Source organism: uncultured Allobosea sp., assembly GCF_945956895.1.
In the GTDB taxonomy this organism is placed as follows: domain Bacteria; phylum Pseudomonadota; class Alphaproteobacteria; order Rhizobiales; family Beijerinckiaceae; genus Allobosea.
On sequence record NZ_CAMFJF010000017.1, the window covers coordinates 1 to 19,926 of the forward strand.

Below are 19,926 nucleotides of genomic sequence, written 5' to 3' on the forward strand. Positions count from 1 at the left end.
GCGGGTCACTTCTCAGTGGAAACCCAGGGTCACTTCTCGGCGGAAATCAACACCCCAAGTACAAAGGGCGCAAGGGACATTGACCTCTGCGTCGGCGCCAACGAGGCTGGGCGACGCCTGTTCAGAGCGAGCTTCGACGCCGATGCCTGGTTACAACCACTATCCGAGTTGCCCCTGCGGATGGTGTGCCAAAGGCTGGTCGAGCCGGTCAGGACGGAGTTCTGTCGAAAGCCTGTTTTCGGCTCGCGACGCCACGCATCTCCTTCAGCGACATCGGATTCGATCGAGGCTTGCATGCTACGTCAACCCGAACGCCCGGTGCCCGGTCTGTAACGAGCCGGTCTTCTTCTACGCCAACGCGGCCGGCAGCCGCGTCTTCTTCGACGACCTGGGACCGCCATGGCCCAAACATCCCTGCACCGATCGACACGCTATGGTGGAAATGCGCCCGATTGAGCGACGCAGCGCCGGGCTCATGCAGGAGTTGGTCAAGGCGGCAAACACCATCGGGATGCTGGCCCAGTCGCCTGGGCCAGCAGGCCAAAGCCGATACCGACCCGTCGTCGTTCTCAGCGTCTCCTCGGGTAGTAGCAACTCGACCGTCACGGGCGAATATCTGGACACGACCGCGCGCGAATCCTTCAAGGTTACGGTCCAGAGCACCGAGCTTCCGCTGTCTGTAGGCGACATCATCGGCCACCAGGACGGGATGGTCTCCTATGTCGATCCGCTCACCCTGCACCCGATGCAGTTTCGCGACGGCGGGGTTGTCGAGCCTTATCTGGACGCGGTGTCCGGCCATCAGGCTCCGGTTCCGACGACGCGGCTCTCCACCAGCGCAACCCTGCTCAAGCGTCCTGGTTCACGGCACAGTCCCAGGCCCGCCAAAGAGCCAACGGGTGACTTGACCAAGGCGGAGCTACGCCATTTCGGCGACGATGAGGAGACACTCGGACGGCTGCTCGCCACCTACGGTCCGCTAATTCGGACGTATTCCCGCGAGCAGGTCCGTAAGCCGATGGACGTATGCCAGAGGCTCAATCGCGAAGGCCATAAAACCATGGCAGGCGCAGTCTGGACGACCCGGCTCGTCTATTTCCTGCTGAAGCTCCTGTTCGACAAGCCGCGCCGAACAGAAGCCGCCGCCAAGCAGCATGCCGCTCCGCCATCGCGCCCTGACCATCGGCGCCCATCACCGCGTTCAGATAATGCGACCGGCGGCGACGGAGTGGAACTCACCATGACGGCCAAGCTTGAACGGTTAGGACGCGTGACGGTGGCAAAGCCGCGACCGCGCTGACGTGCAGCGCGGGCGCGGTCGCCGCAACTTCGGGATCAGTCCTGATCATCGAAGCTGGCGGGCGGAGCCTTGGCGATCGCCGCGAGGATTCGATCGACATCGATCGGGATGTCCAGCTTATCGACGTCCGCCTTGAGCGCGGTCAGCGTCTGCCCCTTGTTGTAGACCCGGAACGTCGACTTGCGAGCCGCGCTGGCATGCCCGACGAATTCCTCGGCGTGAGCAACGTTGTCGATGGCGCGATAGAGCAGCGTGCAGACGCTGTGCCGGAAGGCATGAAAGTCGAGCTCGCTGGGAAACCCGGCGGCCGACTTGAAGTCCGAGAAGCGACGCCCCGGAGCCGCACCCCACGAACGCTGGGCATTGCCGGCACTGATTTCCGGAAACAGTCGCTCGTCGCGATCACGCCCCTCGATACGCGCGGCCAGGAAACCGAGGCGCAACAGATTGTCGTGCAGGGGCACGAACCGCCGGCTCGGCTTGTCCCGGCGCTTGTCGCCCTTCAGCTTCAGCGTCTTGTCTGTCTTGAGGTCGAAGTACCAGATGCCGGTCTCTTCGTCGCGAACGACGTGCCGGACACGCAGCTGGAAGATCTCCTCCCTTCGCATGCCCTGATGCGCCGCGATGATTACGCCCCACCAGAGCGGCGTGCGCGGAATGCAGTTGCCGATTGTGAGGCGATCACGATCCGAGCGACAGCCGACGAAAAATGGCAAGGCGAAGAGCGTCTTCAGATCAGCGGGTTCCCACATGTCGCGAGCCCCCTTCTCGCGAATGAGCGATCCTTCCTCCTCCTCATCATTACCATCGACCGGCAGGAACAGACCCTTTGTCGGCGTCTCGCTGCCCGCCGCGATTGCGCCGTTGTCGATGCCGTATTCCCAAAGCAGGTTGAAGAGTGAGAGGTGCCGATTGATCGTCTTTCCCTTCAGCTTCGGGATCTTCTGGTCATGGGGTTTGCCCTGGTCCAAGGCCGCAGCGAGCTCGATGATGTGCGTGAAGGAGCAGCCATCCTTCAGCATCCTGCCAAACTCGCCTCGGATGTACTGGGACGGCAGCTTCTGCAGTTGCCGGATCAGGTTCGTAACATGGGGGCGCTTGATCTGGTCGAGCGTAACGTCCCCCCAAAACTCGATCAGCAGCTTGTAGGTGCTCTTTCCTTGGATCGCTTGAGCCTCGTCGATCCGCTTCTTCTCGACGGCGTCGTTCAAGAAGATCGGCCAAACCTCGGACAGGCGCTTTCCTACCCAGTTTGGAACCGCGGTCCCCGGCATAGAGGCGGCGACCGAGCCGTCGTCATGCGCTCGATCGCGGCCGAGCGCCGCCGCTGTCGCAGCGCCGCCGATAACCCAATGATGCGGCATCCTGTCCTGGACACGATCACCGACCTTCGCCGAGCGCAGGTTGGCGTGAATCTGGGCGGTCGTCAGCGGGCAGTCGGCGGGAAGATCGACCTCTCCCTCCGACACGATCGCGACGCCTTCGTCCCCGCTCGCCGGGAGGGCAGCATAGATGTCGGCGTAGCCTTCAGCCGCATGAATGCGTGCGCGGGTCAGCGCATTCTTGACGAGCGCGGTGCGATTTTCATCAGCTGGATAGTCGGGCGAGATGGCGCCCTCGCGCACCGCCTGGCGCAGAAAGCTTGAAAGCCCCACCATCTTGTTGCGCTGATCGGTCGCCGTCTCAAGAGGATGCTCGGGCACTCCCGCAGCAACGCGCTCAAGGATCGCGTCCTCGGTCTTCGTCCAGGTCGCGCTGGCGATGCTGGCCTCAGCCATGGCACGCACGGCCTCGCGCGTCATCGCCGGATTCACACGGATCGTCATGAACAGTGTCTCCGTCGCCTGCCACAGGGCCGATGCCATGCGCCGGGCTTCTCCGGGGGTGGCCCGGCCCATCGACCTGACGATCTCGGCAGCGCCGAATTTGATTCGCAGGTCATGGGGAATCTTCCGCCGAAACAGGGAAATTGCACCCCGCTGACGAGTACAAGGAGTGAACATAGTTAAAGGGCCCAGACTGGCGCAGAGCGAGTGCGGTGGACCTGCCCGGTGGACCTATGCGCCTTGAGGGCACCAAACAGGCGCGCGAAAAGCTCAAGGAAATCAGCAAATGTCTGAGAGTCTTGAGCCATTTGTCTCAGAAAGTGAGCAAATGGCTGGGGGACTAGGATTCGAACCTAGACAACCAGAGTCAGAGTCTGGGGTCCTACCGTTAGACGATCCCCCAACGATAGAGGCGCTTCGGTGTGGCGCCGCGTTGGTGAGCCGGGGTCTAATCAATGCAATCCGGCTTGGCAAGAGCAGAATTCACCCTCAGTGCAAAACGCTTCACAGAAACGTCGCCGACCACCCCTTGCCGCTGCTTCGCATCTCGACCGCCCCCGATCTCCCCGATGTAAGGACCGGAGGATGGAGCCGGAGGTCTCCTCAGATCGCTCCTGATCGAAACGGTTCGGCGACGGATGGTCGACAAGCTGCGTCGGCCCACGGGACGTCATGGCGTGCCCTTGCCTGCCAGTACCCGACTCTTCGCAGGTGCAGGCCAGGATTCGCGGTTCCGGGCTGTGCGCCGCGCATGGAAGCCGCCTTGCGCGCGGAGGGCTTCATCGGAGAACATCACGCCATGAATCAGCAAGAAGCCGCCGCCGCGCTCTCCGTCTGGGTCGCGCTCGAAAGTCCCACCAGCCATCCCGCTGGCGTGAGCGGCATGATGGATCTCGTCCAGAATGAGATCACGGGGCTGCCGATCGCCGTCGAGCGCATTCCCGGCCGCGACGGGCTCGGCGACATGGTCGTGCTGCGTGCCGGGCTCGACAATGGTCAGCCGGGCGTTGCCGTGATGTCGCATCTCGATACCGTTCATCCGGTCGGGACCAGCGCCAAGGAGTTGCCGGTCCGGATCGATGGCGACCGGCTCTACGGTCCCGGCGTCTACGATATGAAGGGGGGCGCCTGGCTCGCCTTGCAGGCCTTCAAGCAGGTTGCCGTCGCAGGCTCGGCCAAGCGGCCAATGGTCTTCCTGTTTACACCGGACGAGGAGATCGGCTCGCCGACGAGCCGCGCGCTGATCGAGGAGATCGGCCGGAGATCGAAGGCCGTGCTCGTCACCGAGCCGGCGCGGCAAGGCGGCAAGATCGTTACCGCGCGCAAGGGCGTCGGCCGTTTCGACGTCAGGCTGGAAGGCCGCCCCGCCCATGCCGGCTCGAAACATGCCGAAGGGCGTAGCGCCATCCGCGAGGCGGCGCGCCAGATCCTCGCGATCGAGGGAATGACCGATTATGCGCGCGGCATCACGACGAGCGTCGCGCTTGTCGGTGGTGGCACGGCGGCCAACGTCATCCCGCAGCATGCCTGGTTCAGCGTCGACTGCCGCGTGACCACTCTGGCTGACGGCACGATGATGGAGAACCGCATCCTGAGCCTGAAGCCACATGATCCGGATGTTCAATTGCGCATCACCGGCGGGATGAACCGTCCGCCCTATGAGAAATCGGCGGAGGTCTCCGCGCTGTTCGAGCTGGCGCGCAAGGTTGCGGCCGATGCCGGCTTCGACCTGCAGGATTGCCCGATGACGGGGGGCGGCTCCGACGGCAATTTCACGGCCGCGCTCGGCGTGCCGACCCTCGACGGGCTCGGCATCGACGGCGACGGCGCGCATACGCTGCAGGAATACGGGCTGATCTCCTCGATCGGGCCGCGTCAGGCGCTGATGAAGGGCCTGCTGGAGACGATCTGAGGCACCGTCGCCTCACGCACGGCTTCTCGGGAAAATGCGGGTCATCCCGGGCGACCAGAGGGAGACCCGGGATCCATTCCTGAACCTTTGCCGGAAACGCTCCGGCATGGATCCCGGATCTCCGCTTCGCTGCGTCCGGGATGACTCGCGGATTGAATTCGCGACATGAGAAAGCAAAAGCCCCTCGCGACGCGAGGGGCTTTCTCATTTCGGGAACTGCCGGAGGAGCCCTCAGGCTTCCGGCTCGCCCATGCCACCGGCGGCGAGGAATTTCTCGAGCCAGTGGATGTTGTAGTCGCCGTTGAGGATGTCGGGATTGCGCACCAGCGTGCGGAACAGCGGCAGCGTCGTGTCGACGCCATCCACGACGAATTCGTCGAGCGAGCGGCGCAGACGCATCAGGCATTCGTCGCGGTTGCGGCCATGCACGATCAGCTTGCCGACGAGCGAATCGTAATGCGGCGGGATCGTGTAGCCCTGATAGGCGGCGGAATCGACGCGCACGCCGAGGCCGCCCGGCGTGTGGAACGAGGCGATCTTGCCGGGCGAGGGGCGGAAGGTCGCGTGATGCTCGGCATTGACCCGGCACTCGATGGCGTGGCCCTCGATGATGATGTCGGACTGCTTGAGCGAGAGCGGCGCGCCCGCGGCGATGCGGATCTGCTCGTTGACCAGATCGATCCCGGTGATCATCTCGGTGACCGGGTGCTCGACCTGGATGCGGGTGTTCATCTCGATGAAGTAGAACTCGCCATCCTCGTAGAGGAACTCAATCGTGCCGGCGCCGCGATACTGCAATTCGCACATCGCCTTGGCGCAGATCTCGCCGATCCGGTCGCGCTCGCCGGCATTGAGGGCGGGCGAGGGGCCTTCTTCCCAGACTTTCTGGTGGCGGCGCTGCAGCGAGCAGTCGCGCTCGCCGAGATGGATCGCGTGGCCACGGCCGTCGCCGAGCACCTGGATTTCGATATGGCGCGGCTTCTCGAGATACTTTTCGATATAGACCGCGTCGTCGCCGAAATTGGCCTTGGCCTCGCTGCGGGCCGTGGCGAGCAGGACGGGAAGCTCCTCCTCGTTGCGCACGACCTTCATGCCCTTGCCGCCGCCGCCGGAGGCGGCCTTGATGATGACGGGCAGGCCGATCTCGCGGATGATGCGCAGCGCCTCCGCCTCGTCGGCGACGCCGCCCTCGGAGCCCGGCACGCAGGGGATGCCGAGGCGCTTCGCCGTGCGCTTGGCCTCGATCTTGTCGCCCATGCTGCGGATATGCTCAGCCTTGGGGCCGATGAAGGCGATGTTGTGCCGCTCCAGGATCTCGGCGAAGCGGGCGTTCTCGGAGAGGAAGCCGTAGCCGGGATGGACCGCGTCCGCGCCGGTGATCTCGCAGGCCGCGATCAGGGCGGGGATGTTGAGATAGCTCTCGCGGGCCGGTGGCGGGCCGATGCAGACGCTCTCGTCGGCGAGGCGCACATGCATGGCGTTGGCGTCGGCCGTGGAATGCACCGCGACGGTCGCGATGCCGAGCTCCTTGGCGGCGCGCAGCACGCGCAGCGCGATCTCTCCACGATTGGCGATCAGGATCTTGTCGAACATCTTGAAACCCAAATCGGACCCGGCGGCGCGAGGCGCCGCGCTCACTCGATCACCAGCAGCGGCTCGCCGTATTCGACCGGCTGGCCGTCCTCGACCATGATGGCCGTGACCTTGCCGGCGCGCGGCGCGACGATGTCGTTGAAGGTCTTCATCGCCTCGACGAGCAGGATGCGCTCACCCTGCTTCACGACGCTGCCGATCTCGACGAAAGGCTTGGCATCGGGCGAGGGGCGGCGATAGGCGGTGCCGACCATCGGGGAGGGCACGGCGCCGGGATGGGCGGCGGTCGGCTTGGCCTCGACGGGGGCCGCGGCGGAAGCGACGACCGGGGCCGGCATCGCGACCATCGGGGCCGCCGCAGGGACCTGCACGGTCGTGGAGATGTTGCGGGCGACGCGGACGCGCAGATCGCCCTTCTCGACCTCGATCTCGGTGAGATCGGTCTGGTTCAGGAGCTCGGCGAGCTCGCGGACAAGTTCGGGGTCGATTGGGCTCTTGGTCGCCATGGCGGGTATCACCGTCTTCTTCGGATATTCGGATGGGAACGACGGTCTCGACCGTGCTCCCGTTCAAAAGGTTCAGGCGGCTTGCGCCGCCCGCTTTTCCAGCAGCGGCACGATCGCGTCGAAAGCCAGGTCATAGCTCGCGACGCCGAAGCCGCAGATCACGCCGACGCAAACCGGAGCCATATAGGAATGGTGCCGGAATTCCTCGCGCGCATGCACGTTGGAGATATGGACCTCGATCGCCAGCGCATCGACGCCCTTGATCGCGTCGCGCAAGGCTACCGAGGTATGGGTATAGGCGCCCGCATTGATGATGACGCCGGCACCGGCCAGGCCCGCCTGCTGGATGAAGGTGACGAGCTCACCCTCGAAATTGGTCTGGCGGAAGGTGAGGTCGACGCCCGCGGTCTCAGCCTTGCGGCGCAGGCGTTCCTCGACGCCGGCCAGGGTGACCGCACCATAGGTTCCGGGCTCGCGGGTTCCGAGCAGGTTGAGATTGGGTCCGTTCAGGACGTGGACGGCGACCATCGAAAGCGTTGATTCCGGCACCGCGCGCAGGCGGCAGGAGCCGCCCTCATAAACGTTGCGAGCCGGCAGGGGAAGCCTGAAGCACCCTGCCGGCCCATTGGAGCTTGTTTGGAAGAGCCGATCAGCCGGCGCAGTCGGTCTTGCCGCAGCGACGCACCGAGTCGATCTTCTGCTTGAGAGCAGCCTGGCCGACGGCACCGAAGACGATCTCGTCGCCGATGATGAAGGCCGGCGTGCCGGTGAGGCCGAGACGGTCGCCGAGCGCGACGGTATCCGCAATCGCGGCCTTGGTGGCGGGCGCTTCCATGTCCTTCTTCAACTGGGCGACATCGGCGCCGGCTTCCTTGGCGATGTCGAGCGCCTTGGCGGCGTTGACCTTGCCCTTCACGGCCATCAGCTTGTTGTGGAAATCAAAGTACTTCGCGCCCTGGAGCTGGTTCTTCACGGCGACAGCGACATGGCTGGCCTCGACCGAATCGGGGCCGAGGATCGGGAAGTCCTTGAGCACGACGCGCAGCTTCGGGTCGGCCTTGGAGAGCGCGGTCACGTCCTCCATCGCCCTTTTGCAGAAGCCGCAATTGTAATCCATGAACTCGACGAGGGTGATGTCGCCGTCGGGATTGCCGATGACGACCGAGGTCGCGGGATCGGTGATGCGGGCCTTCTCGGCTGCGACCGCATTACGCTGGGCATCGGCCTGGGCGACCGTGTTGCGGCGCTCCAGCTCGATCAGCGCGTCCTGGATGATCTCGGGATTCTTCAGGATCGTCTCGCGGATCAGGTCGGTCACCGCCTTGCGCTGCTCGGGCGAGAGCGGCTGGCCCTGCGCCAGGGCCGGCGCGGCGGAGGCCGCGAGCCAGAGGCTCAGCGCGACGGCGGCTGGCCGCAGGCAGGCGCGCGCCAGGCTGGTCAGGGTCGGGAAAGCCATCTCGTCATCCTTTCAAGGCCGCCGGCTGCAATTGCAGAGGCGGAAGCAACGCGTCTGGGCGCGAGCTTGTGGGTGTTCGGGGGGCGGAGGTCAAATCACAGCTCTGCCAGCGGATGCGGCCGATGGTTGCAGGGGGTCGTGGGCTCGGCTACGCGGTCTGGCTGCCTCGCGAACCTGGACGAGCCGATGTCGAATCCCCTGATTGCGCCCGCCGCCTTGCCTGCCCTCGCCGAGCGGGCCGAGCGCGTCGCCCCCTTCATCGTCATGGACGTGATGAACCAGGCGGCAGCGATCGAACGCCGCGGCGGCTCGGTGATCCATATGGAAGTCGGCCAGCCCTCGGCGCCGACGCCGGCCTCGATTCGCGCGGCTGCCGCGCGGGCGCTGGAGCACGGCCGGATCGGGTACACGCAGGCGCTCGGCACGGATTCGCTGAGGGATCGCATCGCACGCCATTATCGCGAGGCTTACGGCGTCGATGTGGCGGCCGAACGCGTCGTGGTGACGACGGGCTCTTCCGGCGGGTTCATCCTGACCTTCCTCGCCTGTTTCCAGCCGGGCTCGCGGATCGCGATCACCGCGCCGGGCTACCCGGCCTATCGCAACATCCTGATCGCGCTCGGGCTGGAGCCTGTGGCGATCGAGGTCGGCCCCGAGACCCGCTTCGCGCTGACGCCCGATCTGATCGAACGCGCCCATCGCGAAAAGCCGCTGGCCGGCGTGCTGACGATGAGCCCGGCCAATCCGACCGGCGTGGTGATGACGCCGGGCGCGATCGCCGATGTCGCCGCCTGCTGCCGCAAGCTCGGGCTCTGGTACATCTCGGACGAGATCTATCACGGCCTGACCTACGAGACGCCGGCAACGACGGCGCTCGCGGCCGATCCGGACGCGATCGTCGTCAACTCCTTCTCCAAATATTACTGCATGACCGGTTGGCGGGTCGGCTGGCTCGTGGTGCCGCAGCGTCTTGTGCGCACGATCGAGCGGCTGCAACAGAATTTCTCGATCTCGGTGCCCTATCTCAGCCAGGTGGCAGGCGAGGCGGCTTTCGATGCCACTGGCGAATGCGAGGCGATCAAGGCGGGCTATGCCGAAAACCGCGCCTTCCTGCTGAAGGCGCTGCCTGAGATCGGGCTCGGCGATTTCCTGCCCGTGGACGGCGCTTTCTACATCTATCTCGACATTGGTCGGTATTCGAACGATTCCATGGCCTTCTGCCGCAGCGTCCTCGAAGAGGCCGGCGTCGCGATCACGCCGGGGCTCGATTTCGACGAGGCGCGGGGTGCGCGCACGATCAGGCTCTCCTTCGCCGGCTCGCTCGGCGAGTGCGAGGAGGCGGTGACGCGCATCGGCGACTGGATGAAGAAGCGCTGAGAGACAACTCGCGCGGCTGCGAGAACGCCTTGCCAGAACTCGCGGAATCCCACCATTCTGCAGCCGTGGGGTAGCGCGGAGGCATGTCATGAACGTCGCTGTATCGGGGGCATCCGTGCCGCGGCGAAGCATCGCCGGAATGATCTCTCTTTTCGGCTGGCTCGCGCTTGTTTTCATGTTTCTCGCGCCGGTCACCCCCGCCGGCGCCGAGGATCAATCCTCGATCGTTCTCAACCTGCGCGGCGACGAGACGCCGGAGACGATCCGCCGGATGGTCGACGCCCTGTCCGCGCCGGGGCGGCAGGTCGAGATCAGGGTCGGCGGCGCGACGGCAGTACCCGTTGCGGCACCGCCGGCGGAGAAGGCGAAGCCCGCAGTCGCTCAACCTGCTGTTGCACCGTCGATGGCAGACGAGGAAGGCTTCCAGGCTGAGGTCAACGCCTTGGTCGACCTGTTCGTCGACGGCGTCGAATATGGCGGCGCCTCGATCCCTGCGATCGGCGAATTGCCGTCCGACTGGGGCCGCGTCTGGCGGCGCAATCTCAATGGCCGCGAAAGCTTGCCCGCCGGCTGGCGCGTCTTCGGGATCATCTGCATTGCGCTCGCCGCCGCCTTCGCCTTCCGGATCGCGACCGCTCGCTGGTTCGCGCGCAAGATGCGCCCGGCGGGGCCTGAATTCACGCCGCGCCTGATCGCCTCGTCCTGGGGGCTGCTCCAGGATGTCGCGACCATCCTGCTCGCCCTGGCCCTGGCGCGGATCGCTCGCAACGCCTGGCTGCCGGAGAACGACCTCGCCAATATCGCCTTGACGACGGGTGCTAATGGCGCAGCGATCGGCGCGCTCTACATCGCCGTCGGCCGCTTCCTGGTCGCCCCCGGCGCGCCGGACCGGCGGATCATGTCGCTGCCGCGCGCCGAGGTGCATTTCCGCAGGCTCGTCGCCTATGCGATTCTGACCCCGATGATCGTGACCGGCATCCTGCTCGCCCAACACGTCAGCGCCGGCCCGCGGCCGGTGACGGGGCTGATCGCACTGACCGGGCTGGTCATCTCTCTGTTCAAGATCTGGTGGTTCCATGACGGGCGCCATGATCTCGCGGCGCTCGTCCTCTCCAGTTCCTCGGAGCCCGGCCCGATCCGGCGGCTGATCGCATCCGGGACGGCCTGGTTCTACATCGCCACGACGGTTCTGCTGTGGATGGTCAGCAGTGCCGCTGCGATGATGTCGAATGGCGGGCGCTGGGCCGAGGCCTCGGCGATGACGCAGGTGGCGATCGTCATCATTCCGATCCTTGCCGTCGGGATCGCCAGCCTGATGCGCTGCCATGCGATGCGGCGCGAAGCGGAACATGGCGCTACTCCGATGCGGCGCGCTGGCGGCGCGGCCCTGCAAGCGGCGGCCGTCGGGGTGCTCTGGGCGGCCGGGTTCTTCGTCCTGGCGCGGCTTTGGGCAGGGCTCCTGCTCGGTGTCAGCTCGGCCCAGTTCGCGGCCGTGATGCGCCAGACGGCCGGCGTCGCGATCTTCGCCTTCGCCGGCTGGGTGGCGCTCGTCTTCCTGCATGCGTTCTTCGAGGCCTATACGCCAAAGCGGCATGTCGTCGGCCCCACCGACGAGGATGTGGTGCATGAAGAGGGCGTGCCGAGCCGGTTGGCGACCGTGCTGCCGGTGCTGCGCGGCGTCGTGCTCGGCGCAGTGCTCGGCCTCACCATCCTCATCGTGCTGTCGCGGCTGGGTGTCGATATCGGCCCCTTGCTCGCCGGCTTCGGCATCCTCGGCCTCGCCATCTCCTTCGGCTCGCAGGCTTTGGTGCGCGACATCGTCTCGGGCGTGTTCTTCATGCTGGAGGACGCTTTCCGCGTCGGCGAGTATGTCGATACCGGCCGGCTCAAGGGCACGGTCGAGAAGATTTCGCTGCGCTCGATGCAATTGCGCCACCAAAGCGGCCAGATCCATACCGTGCCCTTCGGGCAGGTTCAGTCGCTGACCAATGCCAGCCGCGACTGGGCGACGGTGAAGTTCAATGTCCGCCTCGACCATTCGGCCGATCTCGAGCAGGCGCGCAAGGCCATCAAGAAGGTGGGCCTTGCCTTGCTGGAGGACCCCGAATACGGGCCGCACTTCATCGCGCAGCTCAAGATGCAGGGCGTCGCCGATATCACCGACCAAGCGATCGTGATCCGGCTGAAGTTCACGGGCAAGCCTAATCAGGCTTCGATGCTGCAGCGCGAGTCGCTGAAGCGCGTCTATCGCGCATTGAACGACGCCCACATTCCCTTCGCCTCGAATGCCGTCACCGTCCGCGGCGGCGAGGGGGGCGCGCAAACCGGCGCAGCAGCCGCGATCGCGACCGTGCCGCCGCCGAGCCCGCTCGTGCCGGCGGGCTGAGACGGGCAGTCTGTCGTCGCCACAGGTCGGGCCTGGAGCATCGGCTTTTCCCGAAGACCGCGTGCCACTTTTCGAGCCGATGCCCTAGCCTCCTGCAGCCATGGCGCGGCGACCTCGACGCTGCCTCCAAGTATCTGCCGGCCCATGAAAAGGAGAAGCCCGCTGCGGATCGCAGCGGGCTTCTTCATTCCTCGGACCTGGGCGGCGCCGTCAGGAGCGACCGGCAAGCCTGTTCCACCAGCCGCCACGCTTGGGCCGGTTCGGGTCCGGCTCCGTCAGCACGACCGCGACCGGCTCTTCGGCAGGCGCCCGAGCGGGAGCGGGTTCAGGCGCCGGAGCAGGCTCGGCCGGGGCCGCGACGGCCTCGGGAGCGGCGACCGGAGTCTCGATCGGAGACGGAGCGGCTTCAGCAGCGGCCTCGCCGCCCTCCGTGATCGGCACGACCTTCTTGCGTGAACGGCTGCGCTTGGGCTTCTCGGCCTCGGCGGGAGCGGCCTCGGCGGCGACGGTCTCGGCCTTGGCCTCGGTCTCCTTGGCGGCCTCGGCCTTCGGCTTGCGGGCGCGGCTGCGCTTCGGCTTGGCCGGCTCGGCCGCAGGCTCCTCGGCGACCGGCTCCGGCGCGACCTCGGCAACCGCTTCGACGATCGGCTCGACGACGGCCGGGGTCACGGCCTTCTCGCCGTCTTCCTCGCCCTCGTCGCCTTCGGCGTCGTCATCGGCCTGCGCGCCTTCAAGCTGCTGGCCCTGCTCGTCACGATCACCGCCGCGCCGGCGCCGGCGGCGGCGGCGGCGGCGGCGGCCGTTCTCACCTTCGCCACGTTCGGACTGGTCCTGCGCCTCGGCCGCGGTGGTCTCGTTGCCGCCGGTCTCGGCGTCGAGGGCAGCGGCTTCCGCGGCAGCGTCGAGTGCTTCGTCATCGACATCCGACGCAATCGCCTCGGCCTTGAAGCTGGTCGGGATGACCCGGCCCTCATTGCCGACGAACTCGCCGCGCTCGACCTCGAAATAGCGCGTGCCCAGCAGGTTTGCGTCGGTCGAGATGGTGATGGCGATGTTGAAGCGGGTCTCGAGATCGGTGAGGTGGGGGCGCTTCTGGTTGAGGACGTAGAGCGCGACCTCCGGCCGGGTGCGGACGGTCAGGTTGTGCGAGGCGCTCTTGATCAGCGTCTCCTCCAGCGCGCGCAGGATCTGCAGCGCGACGGACGGGGTCGAGCGGATCATGCCGGCGCCGGCGCAGTGCGGGCAGGGCACCGAGGACGATTCGAGTACGCCGGTGCGGATGCGCTGGCGTGACATCTCCAAGAGGCCGAAGGCCGAGATGCGGCCGACCTGGATGCGGGCACGGTCGTCCTTCAGGCACTCCTTCAGCTTCTTCTCGACGGCGCGGTTATTCCGGTTCTCCTCCATGTCGATGAAATCGATCACGATGAGGCCGGCGAGGTCGCGCAGGCGCAGCTGGCGGGAAATCTCCTCCGCCGCTTCGAGATTGGTCTTGAGGGCGGTGTCCTCGATATTGTGCTCGCGGGTCGAGCGGCCCGAGTTGATGTCGATCGCGACCAGCGCCTCGGTCTGGTTGATGACGAGATAGCCGCCGGACTTCAGCGTCACCGTGTTCGAGAACATCGCGTCGAGCTGGCTCTCGACGCCGAAGCTCGCGAAGAGCGGGGTCTGCTCGCGGTAGGGCTTCACGCTCTTGGCATGGCTCGGCATGAGCATGCGCATGAAGTCCTTGGCCTCGCGATAGGCGCTCTCGCCGGCGACGTGAACCTCGTCGATATCCTTGTTGTAGAGGTCGCGGATCGAGCGCTTGACGAGGTTGCCCTCCTCATAGACCAGCGCAGGCGCGACCGAGGCCAGCGTCAGCTCGCGCACGCTTTCCCACATCCGCATCAGGTATTCATAGTCGCGCCGGATCTCGACCTTGGTGCGAGAGGCGCCGGCCGTGCGCAGGATCAGGCCCATCCCCTCCGGGACCTCCAGCTCCTGGGCGATTTCCTTCAGGCGCTTGCGGTCCTCGGTATTGGTGATCTTGCGCGAGATGCCGCCGCCCTTGCCGGTGTTCGGCATCAGCACCGAATAGCGGCCGGCGAGCGAGAGATAGGTGGTGAGCGCCGCACCCTTGTTGCCGCGCTCTTCCTTGACAACCTGGACCAGGATGATCTGGCGGCGCTTGATCACCTCCTGGATCTTGTACTGGCGGCGCGAATGGCGCTGCGGACGCTCCGGCATGTCGTCGAGGGCGTCGCCGCCGCCGAGCTGCTCTGGCGCCTCTTCGGCGTCCTCGTCGTCGCTGTCCTCGTCGGAGGGCTTGCGCGCTTCGGCGTCTGCGCCCTCGGCGGCTTCCGCCGAAACAGTCTCCTCGACCGAGACGGCCGTCTCGACGGTCTCGAAGGTCAGAGGCGCGGCGTTCGGGGCTGCGTCCTCAGTGGTCGATTCGGCGACGTCCGGAGCGAAGAACTCGCCGAAGGCGGGCGCGCCCTCGTTGACCATGGCGGATTCCTTGCCGTCGGTCTCGACCTGGACGTCCTCGGCGGTCGCCTCGAGCTCGGCCGAGACGGTCTCGTCTGCGGCAGCCTTCTTGGCGCGGTTGTCGCGATCGCCACGGCGGCCGCGGTCGCGGCGGCCGCGCTTCTCGCGGCGCTCCTCGTCGCGTTCCTCGTCGCGCTCGGCGCGGGCCTCGTCCTCGATCAGCGCCTGCCGGTCGGCGACCGGAATCTGGTAGTAGTCGGGATGGATCTCGGAGAAGGCGAGGAAGCCGTGGCGATTGCCGCCGTACTCGACGAAGGCCGCCTGGAGCGAGGGCTCCACGCGGGTCACCTTGGCGAGGTAGATATTGCCGCGGAGCGGCTTCCGGCTGGCGGATTCGAAATCAAACTCTTCGACGCGGGATCCGCGGACCACCACGACCCGGGTCTCCTCCGGGTGGGTGGCATCGATAAGCATCTTGTTGGCCATAAGAAATTTCCATTGGCGCGGCCGCCAAACGGGGCTGCGCGGCTACGGACGCTCGTCCGCTGCCGCGGGCCGAGGCGCCGCGAGAAGGCCGGCAGAGGCCGGCATGTTGCAGGAGGGAGGAGGAAGCGGTCGAGACAGGAAGGCGGCTCGGAACAGCCATCCGAGCGACAAGCCCGGCGCAGTTCCGCAGGTTCGGACGGTTCACCGATGGTGCTAGCGGCGTCTTATGCCCCGTCATCTGTCCTGACCTGCGATGCTCCGGCCAGACAGCCAGGCGCATCGCGTTTGCACGCTCGCAAGACAGGGCAGGGCGCAGAAAACACGCAATCCCGATGCCAACCGTCTGCGGACGATCCGTTGCGGTCGTCTTGTTGCCGCCACTCCGTTCTGGAGCGGCAGCCCAGCCTGCTTCGGACGCCGACGGATCGCACGATCCGGATGTGTCACTCGGGCAGGCTGACAAGCAACCTGTTCCATTACAGACAGGTGATGGTGATTTGCAAGTCACATGACGGCCGCATTTCGGCCAGGGCGCGCGGAGGCGGTTCCCGGCTCTCGGGAGAGATGGTAACGCCCTGTTAGGATTTCAGCCCCGTTATGGTTAAACCCTCGTGACAAGAGACGGGATTTTTCAACTGTTCTCGTGCATCCGCCGCGCTGATTGGAGCCGTTGGGATGCGCCGTGGCGATCCCGGGCGCTGCGGTGCGCGTTGGCCGTCGCCTGCCCGCTGGTGATCGCTCCCGTGGCAGGCCTTTCGTCGGCTTCGGCGCAGCCGAAAGCGGAAACGCGGCCGCAGAGCGAATACCCGGTCGCGACCGACGCCCGCATCGAGCAAAGCGGTGAGACCGTGCGCCTCTCGATGATGCTGTCCTCGTCGGTTGCCGTCGACGCCTGGGTGCAGGCCGCGCCGGACCGGGTCATCGTCGAACTGCCTTCGACCAATTTCCAGATCCAGCCCTCGGCCAAGCGCAGCGCCGGCTTCGTCAGCGGCTATCGCTACGGCCTGTTTACGGCCGACAAGGCCCGAATCATCATCGACCTGTCCCAGCCCGCGACCATCGCCAAGGCGGAGGTGAAGATGGTGCGCGGCGGTTTCGGCGAGCTGACGATAGAATTGAAGAAGGCTGCGCGGGCGGATTTCCTGGCCGAGGCCGGCAAGGTGCTCAAGCCCGGACCGGCGATGCCGACTCCGGCTTCGGCCAAGGCGGCCGGTGAAGCGCGTCGCACGATCGTGATCGATCCCGGTCATGGTGGCATCGATCCCGGTGCCACCGTCGCCTCCATCGCCGAGAAGGCTGTGGTCCTCGCTTTCGGCAAGGCGCTCAAGGAGCAGCTCGAGGCCAATGGCCGCTATCGCATCGTGATGACCCGCGACGACGACCGCTTCGTCTCGCTCGGCGATCGCGTGCAGGTCGGGCGGGGCGAGCAGGCGGACCTGTTCATCTCGATCCATGCCGATTCGCTGACCCAGGCGCAGGAGGTGCGCGGCGCGACCGTCTACACCCGCTCGGAGCGCGCGACTGACGCCGAGGCCGCCCGGCTCGCGGCCAAGGAGAACGAGGCGGATGCCATCGCCGGCCTTGAGACCAGCGAGGAAGTTCAAGACGTCGCGGGCATCCTGATGGATCTCGCCCGACGTGAAACGCGGACCTTTACCGGGGTCTTCGCGCGCAATCTCGTCGAGAAGCTCGGCGGCTCGATCAAGATGCACAAGATTCCGCTGCGTTCGGCGCGATTCTGGGTGCTGAGCGCGCCGGACGTGCCGTCCGTGCTGATCGAACTCGGCTACATGTCGAGCCCCAAGGACGCCGAATTGCTGAATTCGCCGGAATGGCGGGGCAAGGCCGTGACGGCCGTCTCCGCCGCGATCGAGGATTATTTCGCCCGCGAGCGGGCCTCGGTCGGCAAGGCGGCGGAGAGCCGGAACTAGCGGTTCCGGTTGCGTCCTGTCGCCAATGGCGGCAGGGATGGGGAACGGCCGAATCGTCGGCGTCGTGCCCGCGTAGCGTTTCGAAGGCTGCCGGATGATGCGTAATGTGGTCGCGAGGCCACGGTTCCGCCATCTCCGTCATGTTATAGCTACGGTTTGCGAAGCGCCCTGATTTGGCGCCCGCCGGGTGGCAGTTACGGGGTCCAGGGCCTGAGATGCGGTTCATTCTGCGAATCTTCGGATGGTTGTTCGCCGCCGGCGCGATCGCTTTCGTGGTCGGCGCCGCCATCGCCGGCGGACTGATCTGGCATTACTCGCGCGATCTGCCCGATTACGCCCAGCTGCGGAATTACGAGCCGCCGGTGATGACCCGCGTTCATGCGGGCGACGGCAGCCTGATCGCCGAATATGCACGCGAACGGCGCCTCTACCTGCCGATCCAGGCCGTGCCGAAGCTCGTCGTCGATGCCTATATCTCGGCCGAGGACAAGAATTTCTACAAGCATGTCGGCGTCGACCCGGAAGGCCTGGTCCGCGCGGCGATCTCCAATTTCCGCAACCGCGGCGCCAATCGCCGGCCGCAGGGCGCCTCGACCATCACCCAGCAGGTTGCGAAGAACTTCTTCCTGAGCCCCGAGCAGTCGATCGAGCGCAAGATCCGCGAGGCGCTCGTCGCGCTGAAGCTCGAATCGACCTATTCGAAGGACAAGATCCTCGAGCTCTACCTGAACGAGATCTATCTGGGCGCGCCGGCGCCGGGGCAGGGCAGCTACGGCATCGCCGCCGCTGCGCTGAACTATTTCGGCAAGTCGGTGCATGAGCTGAACCTGCAGGAGGCCGCGTACCTTGCGGCGCTGCCGAAGGCGCCGACCGACCTCCATCCGTTCCGCAATCGCGACCGCGCGATCGAGCGCCGCAACTACGTCATCGATCGCATGGTCGAGAACGGTTACGTCAAGCGGGAGGAAGGCGAAGCCGCCAAGAAGCAGCCGCTCGGCGTCAATCCGCGCACGGTCTCGCCGAACCAGATCGCCGCCGGCTATTTCGCCGAGGAAATCCGCCGCGAATTGCAGGATCGCTATGGCGAGAAGAAGCTGCTTGAAGGCGGCCTCTCGGTTCGCGCCACGGTCGATCCCAAGATTCAGCTGATGGCCCGCAAGGCGCTGGTCGATGGTCTCGTGCGTTTCGACGAGGCGCGTGGTTGGCGCGGCGCGATCCAGAAGCTCGATATCGGCGGCAAGGAATGGGGCGCCGTCGTCGGCGAACTGCCGGTGCTGGGCGACGTCGCGCCCTGGCGTCTCGCCGTGGTGCTCGAGGTCAATGGCGACAGCGCCAGGCTTGGCCTGCACCCGCTGCGCGACAATGCCGGCCATCTCAACAAGGAGCGCCAGATTCTGACGCTGGCGGCCGACGGCATCAAATGGACCCGCCGCGCCCGCGTCTCGCAGGCCGTGTCGGTCGGCGATATCGTCTATGTCGAGCCGATGGACAGCCGGCCGGGCTTCGCGCGCCTGCGGCAGCTTCCCGAGGTCAATGGCGCCATCGTCGCGATGGATCCGTTCTCAGGCCGCGTACTCGCGATGGTCGGCGGCTTCAGCCACGACCAGTCGGAGTTCAACCGCGCGACGCAGGCGCTGCGCCAGCCCGGCTCCTCGTTCAAGCCGTTCGTCTACGCGACCGCGCTGGATAACGGCTACACCCCGTCGAGCATCATTCTGGACGCGCCGATCGAGGTCGACCAGGGGCCGGGGCTCGGCATGTGGCGGCCGGAGAACTATGACGGCAAGTCGACCGGTCCGCGTACGCTGCGCTACGGCATCCAGTTCTCGAAGAACCTGATGACGGTGCGGCTCGCCAAGGATGTCGGCATGCCGCTGATCGCCGAGTATGCCCGCCGCTTCGGCGTCTATGACGACCTTCAGCCGGTGCTGTCGATGTCGCTCGGTGCCGGCGAGACGACCGTGATGCGGATGACCGCCGGCTACTCGATGCTGGTCAATGGCGGCAAGCGCATCCGCCCGACCCTGATCGACCGCATCCAGGACCGCACTGGCTCGACCATCTTCCGGCACGACCAGCGCGTCTGCGAGGGCTGCAACGCCGAGAAATGGGCGAACCAGCAGGAGCCGCGCCTGATCGACAATCGCGAGCAGGTGCTCGACCCGCTGACTGCCTATCAGATGGTCTCGATCCTCGAAAGCGTGGTCAACGCGGGTACGGCGACCGTGGTGAAGTCCGTCGGCAAGCCGCTTGCCGGCAAGACCGGAACGACCAACGACGCCAAGGACGTCTGGTTTGTCGGCTTCTCGCCGGATCTCGCCGTCGGCGTCTATATGGGCTTCGACAAGCCGAAATCGCTCGGCACCTCGGCGACCGCCGGCCAGTATGCCGCGCCGATCTTCCGCGACTTCATGACCGTTGCGCTCAAGGAGAAGCCGGCGACGCCGTTCCGCGTGCCGGCCGGCATCAAGCTGATCCGTGTCGATCCCCGCACCGGCATGCGCGCCGGCGGCGAGGGCGGCATCCTCGAGGCCTTCAAGCCGGGCACGGCGCCGCCTGACAGCTATTCGGTGATCGGTGCCGCCGGCGACGGCAGCGCGCCGCTCAATGTCGGCCCGGGCGGCGGCGGCCGCGCCGTCGGTTCCGGTACCGGCGGGCTCTACTGAGGTTCTTGCTCTACTGAG

At 66.2% G+C, this 19,926-nt stretch carries 13 protein-coding genes and 1 tRNA gene; 7 read left to right on the forward strand and 7 right to left on the reverse strand.

The genetic code is table 11. The features are described 5' to 3' along the window. Together Q0Q02_RS12015 and Q0Q02_RS12020 are read left to right on the forward strand one after the other, a co-directional pair. The coding region (locus Q0Q02_RS12015) for a hypothetical protein (protein WP_293809677.1) at positions 1–333 on the forward strand (333 nt) is incomplete at its 5' end. A gap of 100 nt (positions 334–433) precedes the next feature. Beyond that, positions 434–1,300: a hypothetical protein gene (locus tag Q0Q02_RS12020; RefSeq protein WP_293809679.1), complete on the forward strand. Its 867-nt coding sequence runs from the start codon at positions 434–436 to the stop codon at positions 1,298–1,300. Positions 1,301–1,335: 35 nt separating this feature from the next. On the opposite strand, the gene Q0Q02_RS12025 is transcribed toward Q0Q02_RS12020, so the two are convergent. Both Q0Q02_RS12025 and Q0Q02_RS12030 read right to left on the reverse strand, forming a co-directional pair. Continuing rightward, positions 1,336–3,303 (reverse strand): DUF6538 domain-containing protein, encoded by a 1,968-nt coding sequence (locus Q0Q02_RS12025; RefSeq protein WP_367275030.1) that lies wholly within the window; start codon positions 3,301–3,303, stop codon positions 1,336–1,338. 152 nt (positions 3,304–3,455) lie between these two features. After that, positions 3,456–3,529, reverse strand: a tRNA-Gln gene (locus tag Q0Q02_RS12030). 396 nt (positions 3,530–3,925) lie between these two features. Between Q0Q02_RS12030 and Q0Q02_RS12035 the strand changes: the two genes are divergently transcribed. Then, on the forward strand, positions 3,926–5,038 hold the full coding sequence (locus Q0Q02_RS12035; protein ID WP_293809683.1) for a M20 family metallopeptidase: 1,113 nt from the start codon (positions 3,926–3,928) through the stop codon (positions 5,036–5,038). A gap of 231 nt (positions 5,039–5,269) precedes the next feature. On the opposite strand, the gene accC is transcribed toward Q0Q02_RS12035, so the two are convergent. From accC to Q0Q02_RS12055, 4 genes are all read right to left on the reverse strand, one after another. Next, the gene (accC, locus tag Q0Q02_RS12040) at positions 5,270–6,631 is read right to left on the reverse strand and encodes an acetyl-CoA carboxylase biotin carboxylase subunit (RefSeq protein WP_293809685.1); all 1,362 of its coding nucleotides are present in this window, start codon (positions 6,629–6,631) and stop codon (positions 5,270–5,272) included. 41 nt (positions 6,632–6,672) lie between these two features. Further along, positions 6,673–7,137 carry an acetyl-CoA carboxylase biotin carboxyl carrier protein gene (gene accB / locus Q0Q02_RS12045; RefSeq protein ID WP_293809686.1) on the reverse strand — a complete coding sequence of 155 codons (465 nt, stop codon included), beginning with the start codon at positions 7,135–7,137 and terminating at the stop codon, positions 6,673–6,675. A 72-nt stretch (positions 7,138–7,209) separates the two neighbouring features. Next, entirely contained in the window at positions 7,210–7,665 is a 456-nt protein-coding gene (gene aroQ / locus Q0Q02_RS12050; RefSeq protein WP_293809688.1) for a type II 3-dehydroquinate dehydratase, read from the reverse strand. A 121-nt stretch (positions 7,666–7,786) separates the two neighbouring features. After that, positions 7,787–8,593, reverse strand: a complete 807-nt coding sequence (locus tag Q0Q02_RS12055; RefSeq protein ID WP_293809689.1) for a DsbA family protein — start codon at positions 8,591–8,593, stop codon at positions 7,787–7,789. Positions 8,594–8,779: 186 nt separating this feature from the next. On the opposite strand from Q0Q02_RS12055, the gene Q0Q02_RS12060 reads away from it, so the two are divergent. Both Q0Q02_RS12060 and Q0Q02_RS12065 read left to right on the forward strand, forming a co-directional pair. Next, positions 8,780–9,970: a pyridoxal phosphate-dependent aminotransferase gene (locus Q0Q02_RS12060; protein WP_293809690.1), complete on the forward strand. Its 1,191-nt coding sequence runs from the start codon at positions 8,780–8,782 to the stop codon at positions 9,968–9,970. Positions 9,971–10,109: 139 nt separating this feature from the next. Then, complete coding sequence (locus tag Q0Q02_RS12065) at positions 10,110–12,356, forward strand: mechanosensitive ion channel family protein (protein WP_293809692.1); 2,247 nt, start codon at positions 10,110–10,112, stop codon at positions 12,354–12,356. Between the two features lie 210 nt (positions 12,357–12,566). Here Q0Q02_RS12065 and Q0Q02_RS12070 read toward each other — a convergent pair whose 3' ends face one another. After that, positions 12,567–15,311, reverse strand: coding sequence for a ribonuclease E/G (locus Q0Q02_RS12070; RefSeq protein WP_293809694.1), 2,745 nt, complete (start codon positions 15,309–15,311; stop codon positions 12,567–12,569). Between the two features lie 743 nt (positions 15,312–16,054). Between Q0Q02_RS12070 and Q0Q02_RS12075 the strand changes: the two genes are divergently transcribed. Continuing rightward, positions 16,055–17,242 (forward strand): N-acetylmuramoyl-L-alanine amidase, encoded by a 1,188-nt coding sequence (locus Q0Q02_RS12075; RefSeq protein WP_293809695.1) that lies wholly within the window; start codon positions 16,055–16,057, stop codon positions 17,240–17,242. A gap of 215 nt (positions 17,243–17,457) precedes the next feature. Further along, positions 17,458–19,908 carry a penicillin-binding protein 1A gene (locus Q0Q02_RS12080; protein WP_293809696.1) on the forward strand — a complete coding sequence of 817 codons (2,451 nt, stop codon included), beginning with the start codon at positions 17,458–17,460 and terminating at the stop codon, positions 19,906–19,908. The last annotated feature ends 18 nt before the right edge of the window (positions 19,909–19,926 follow it).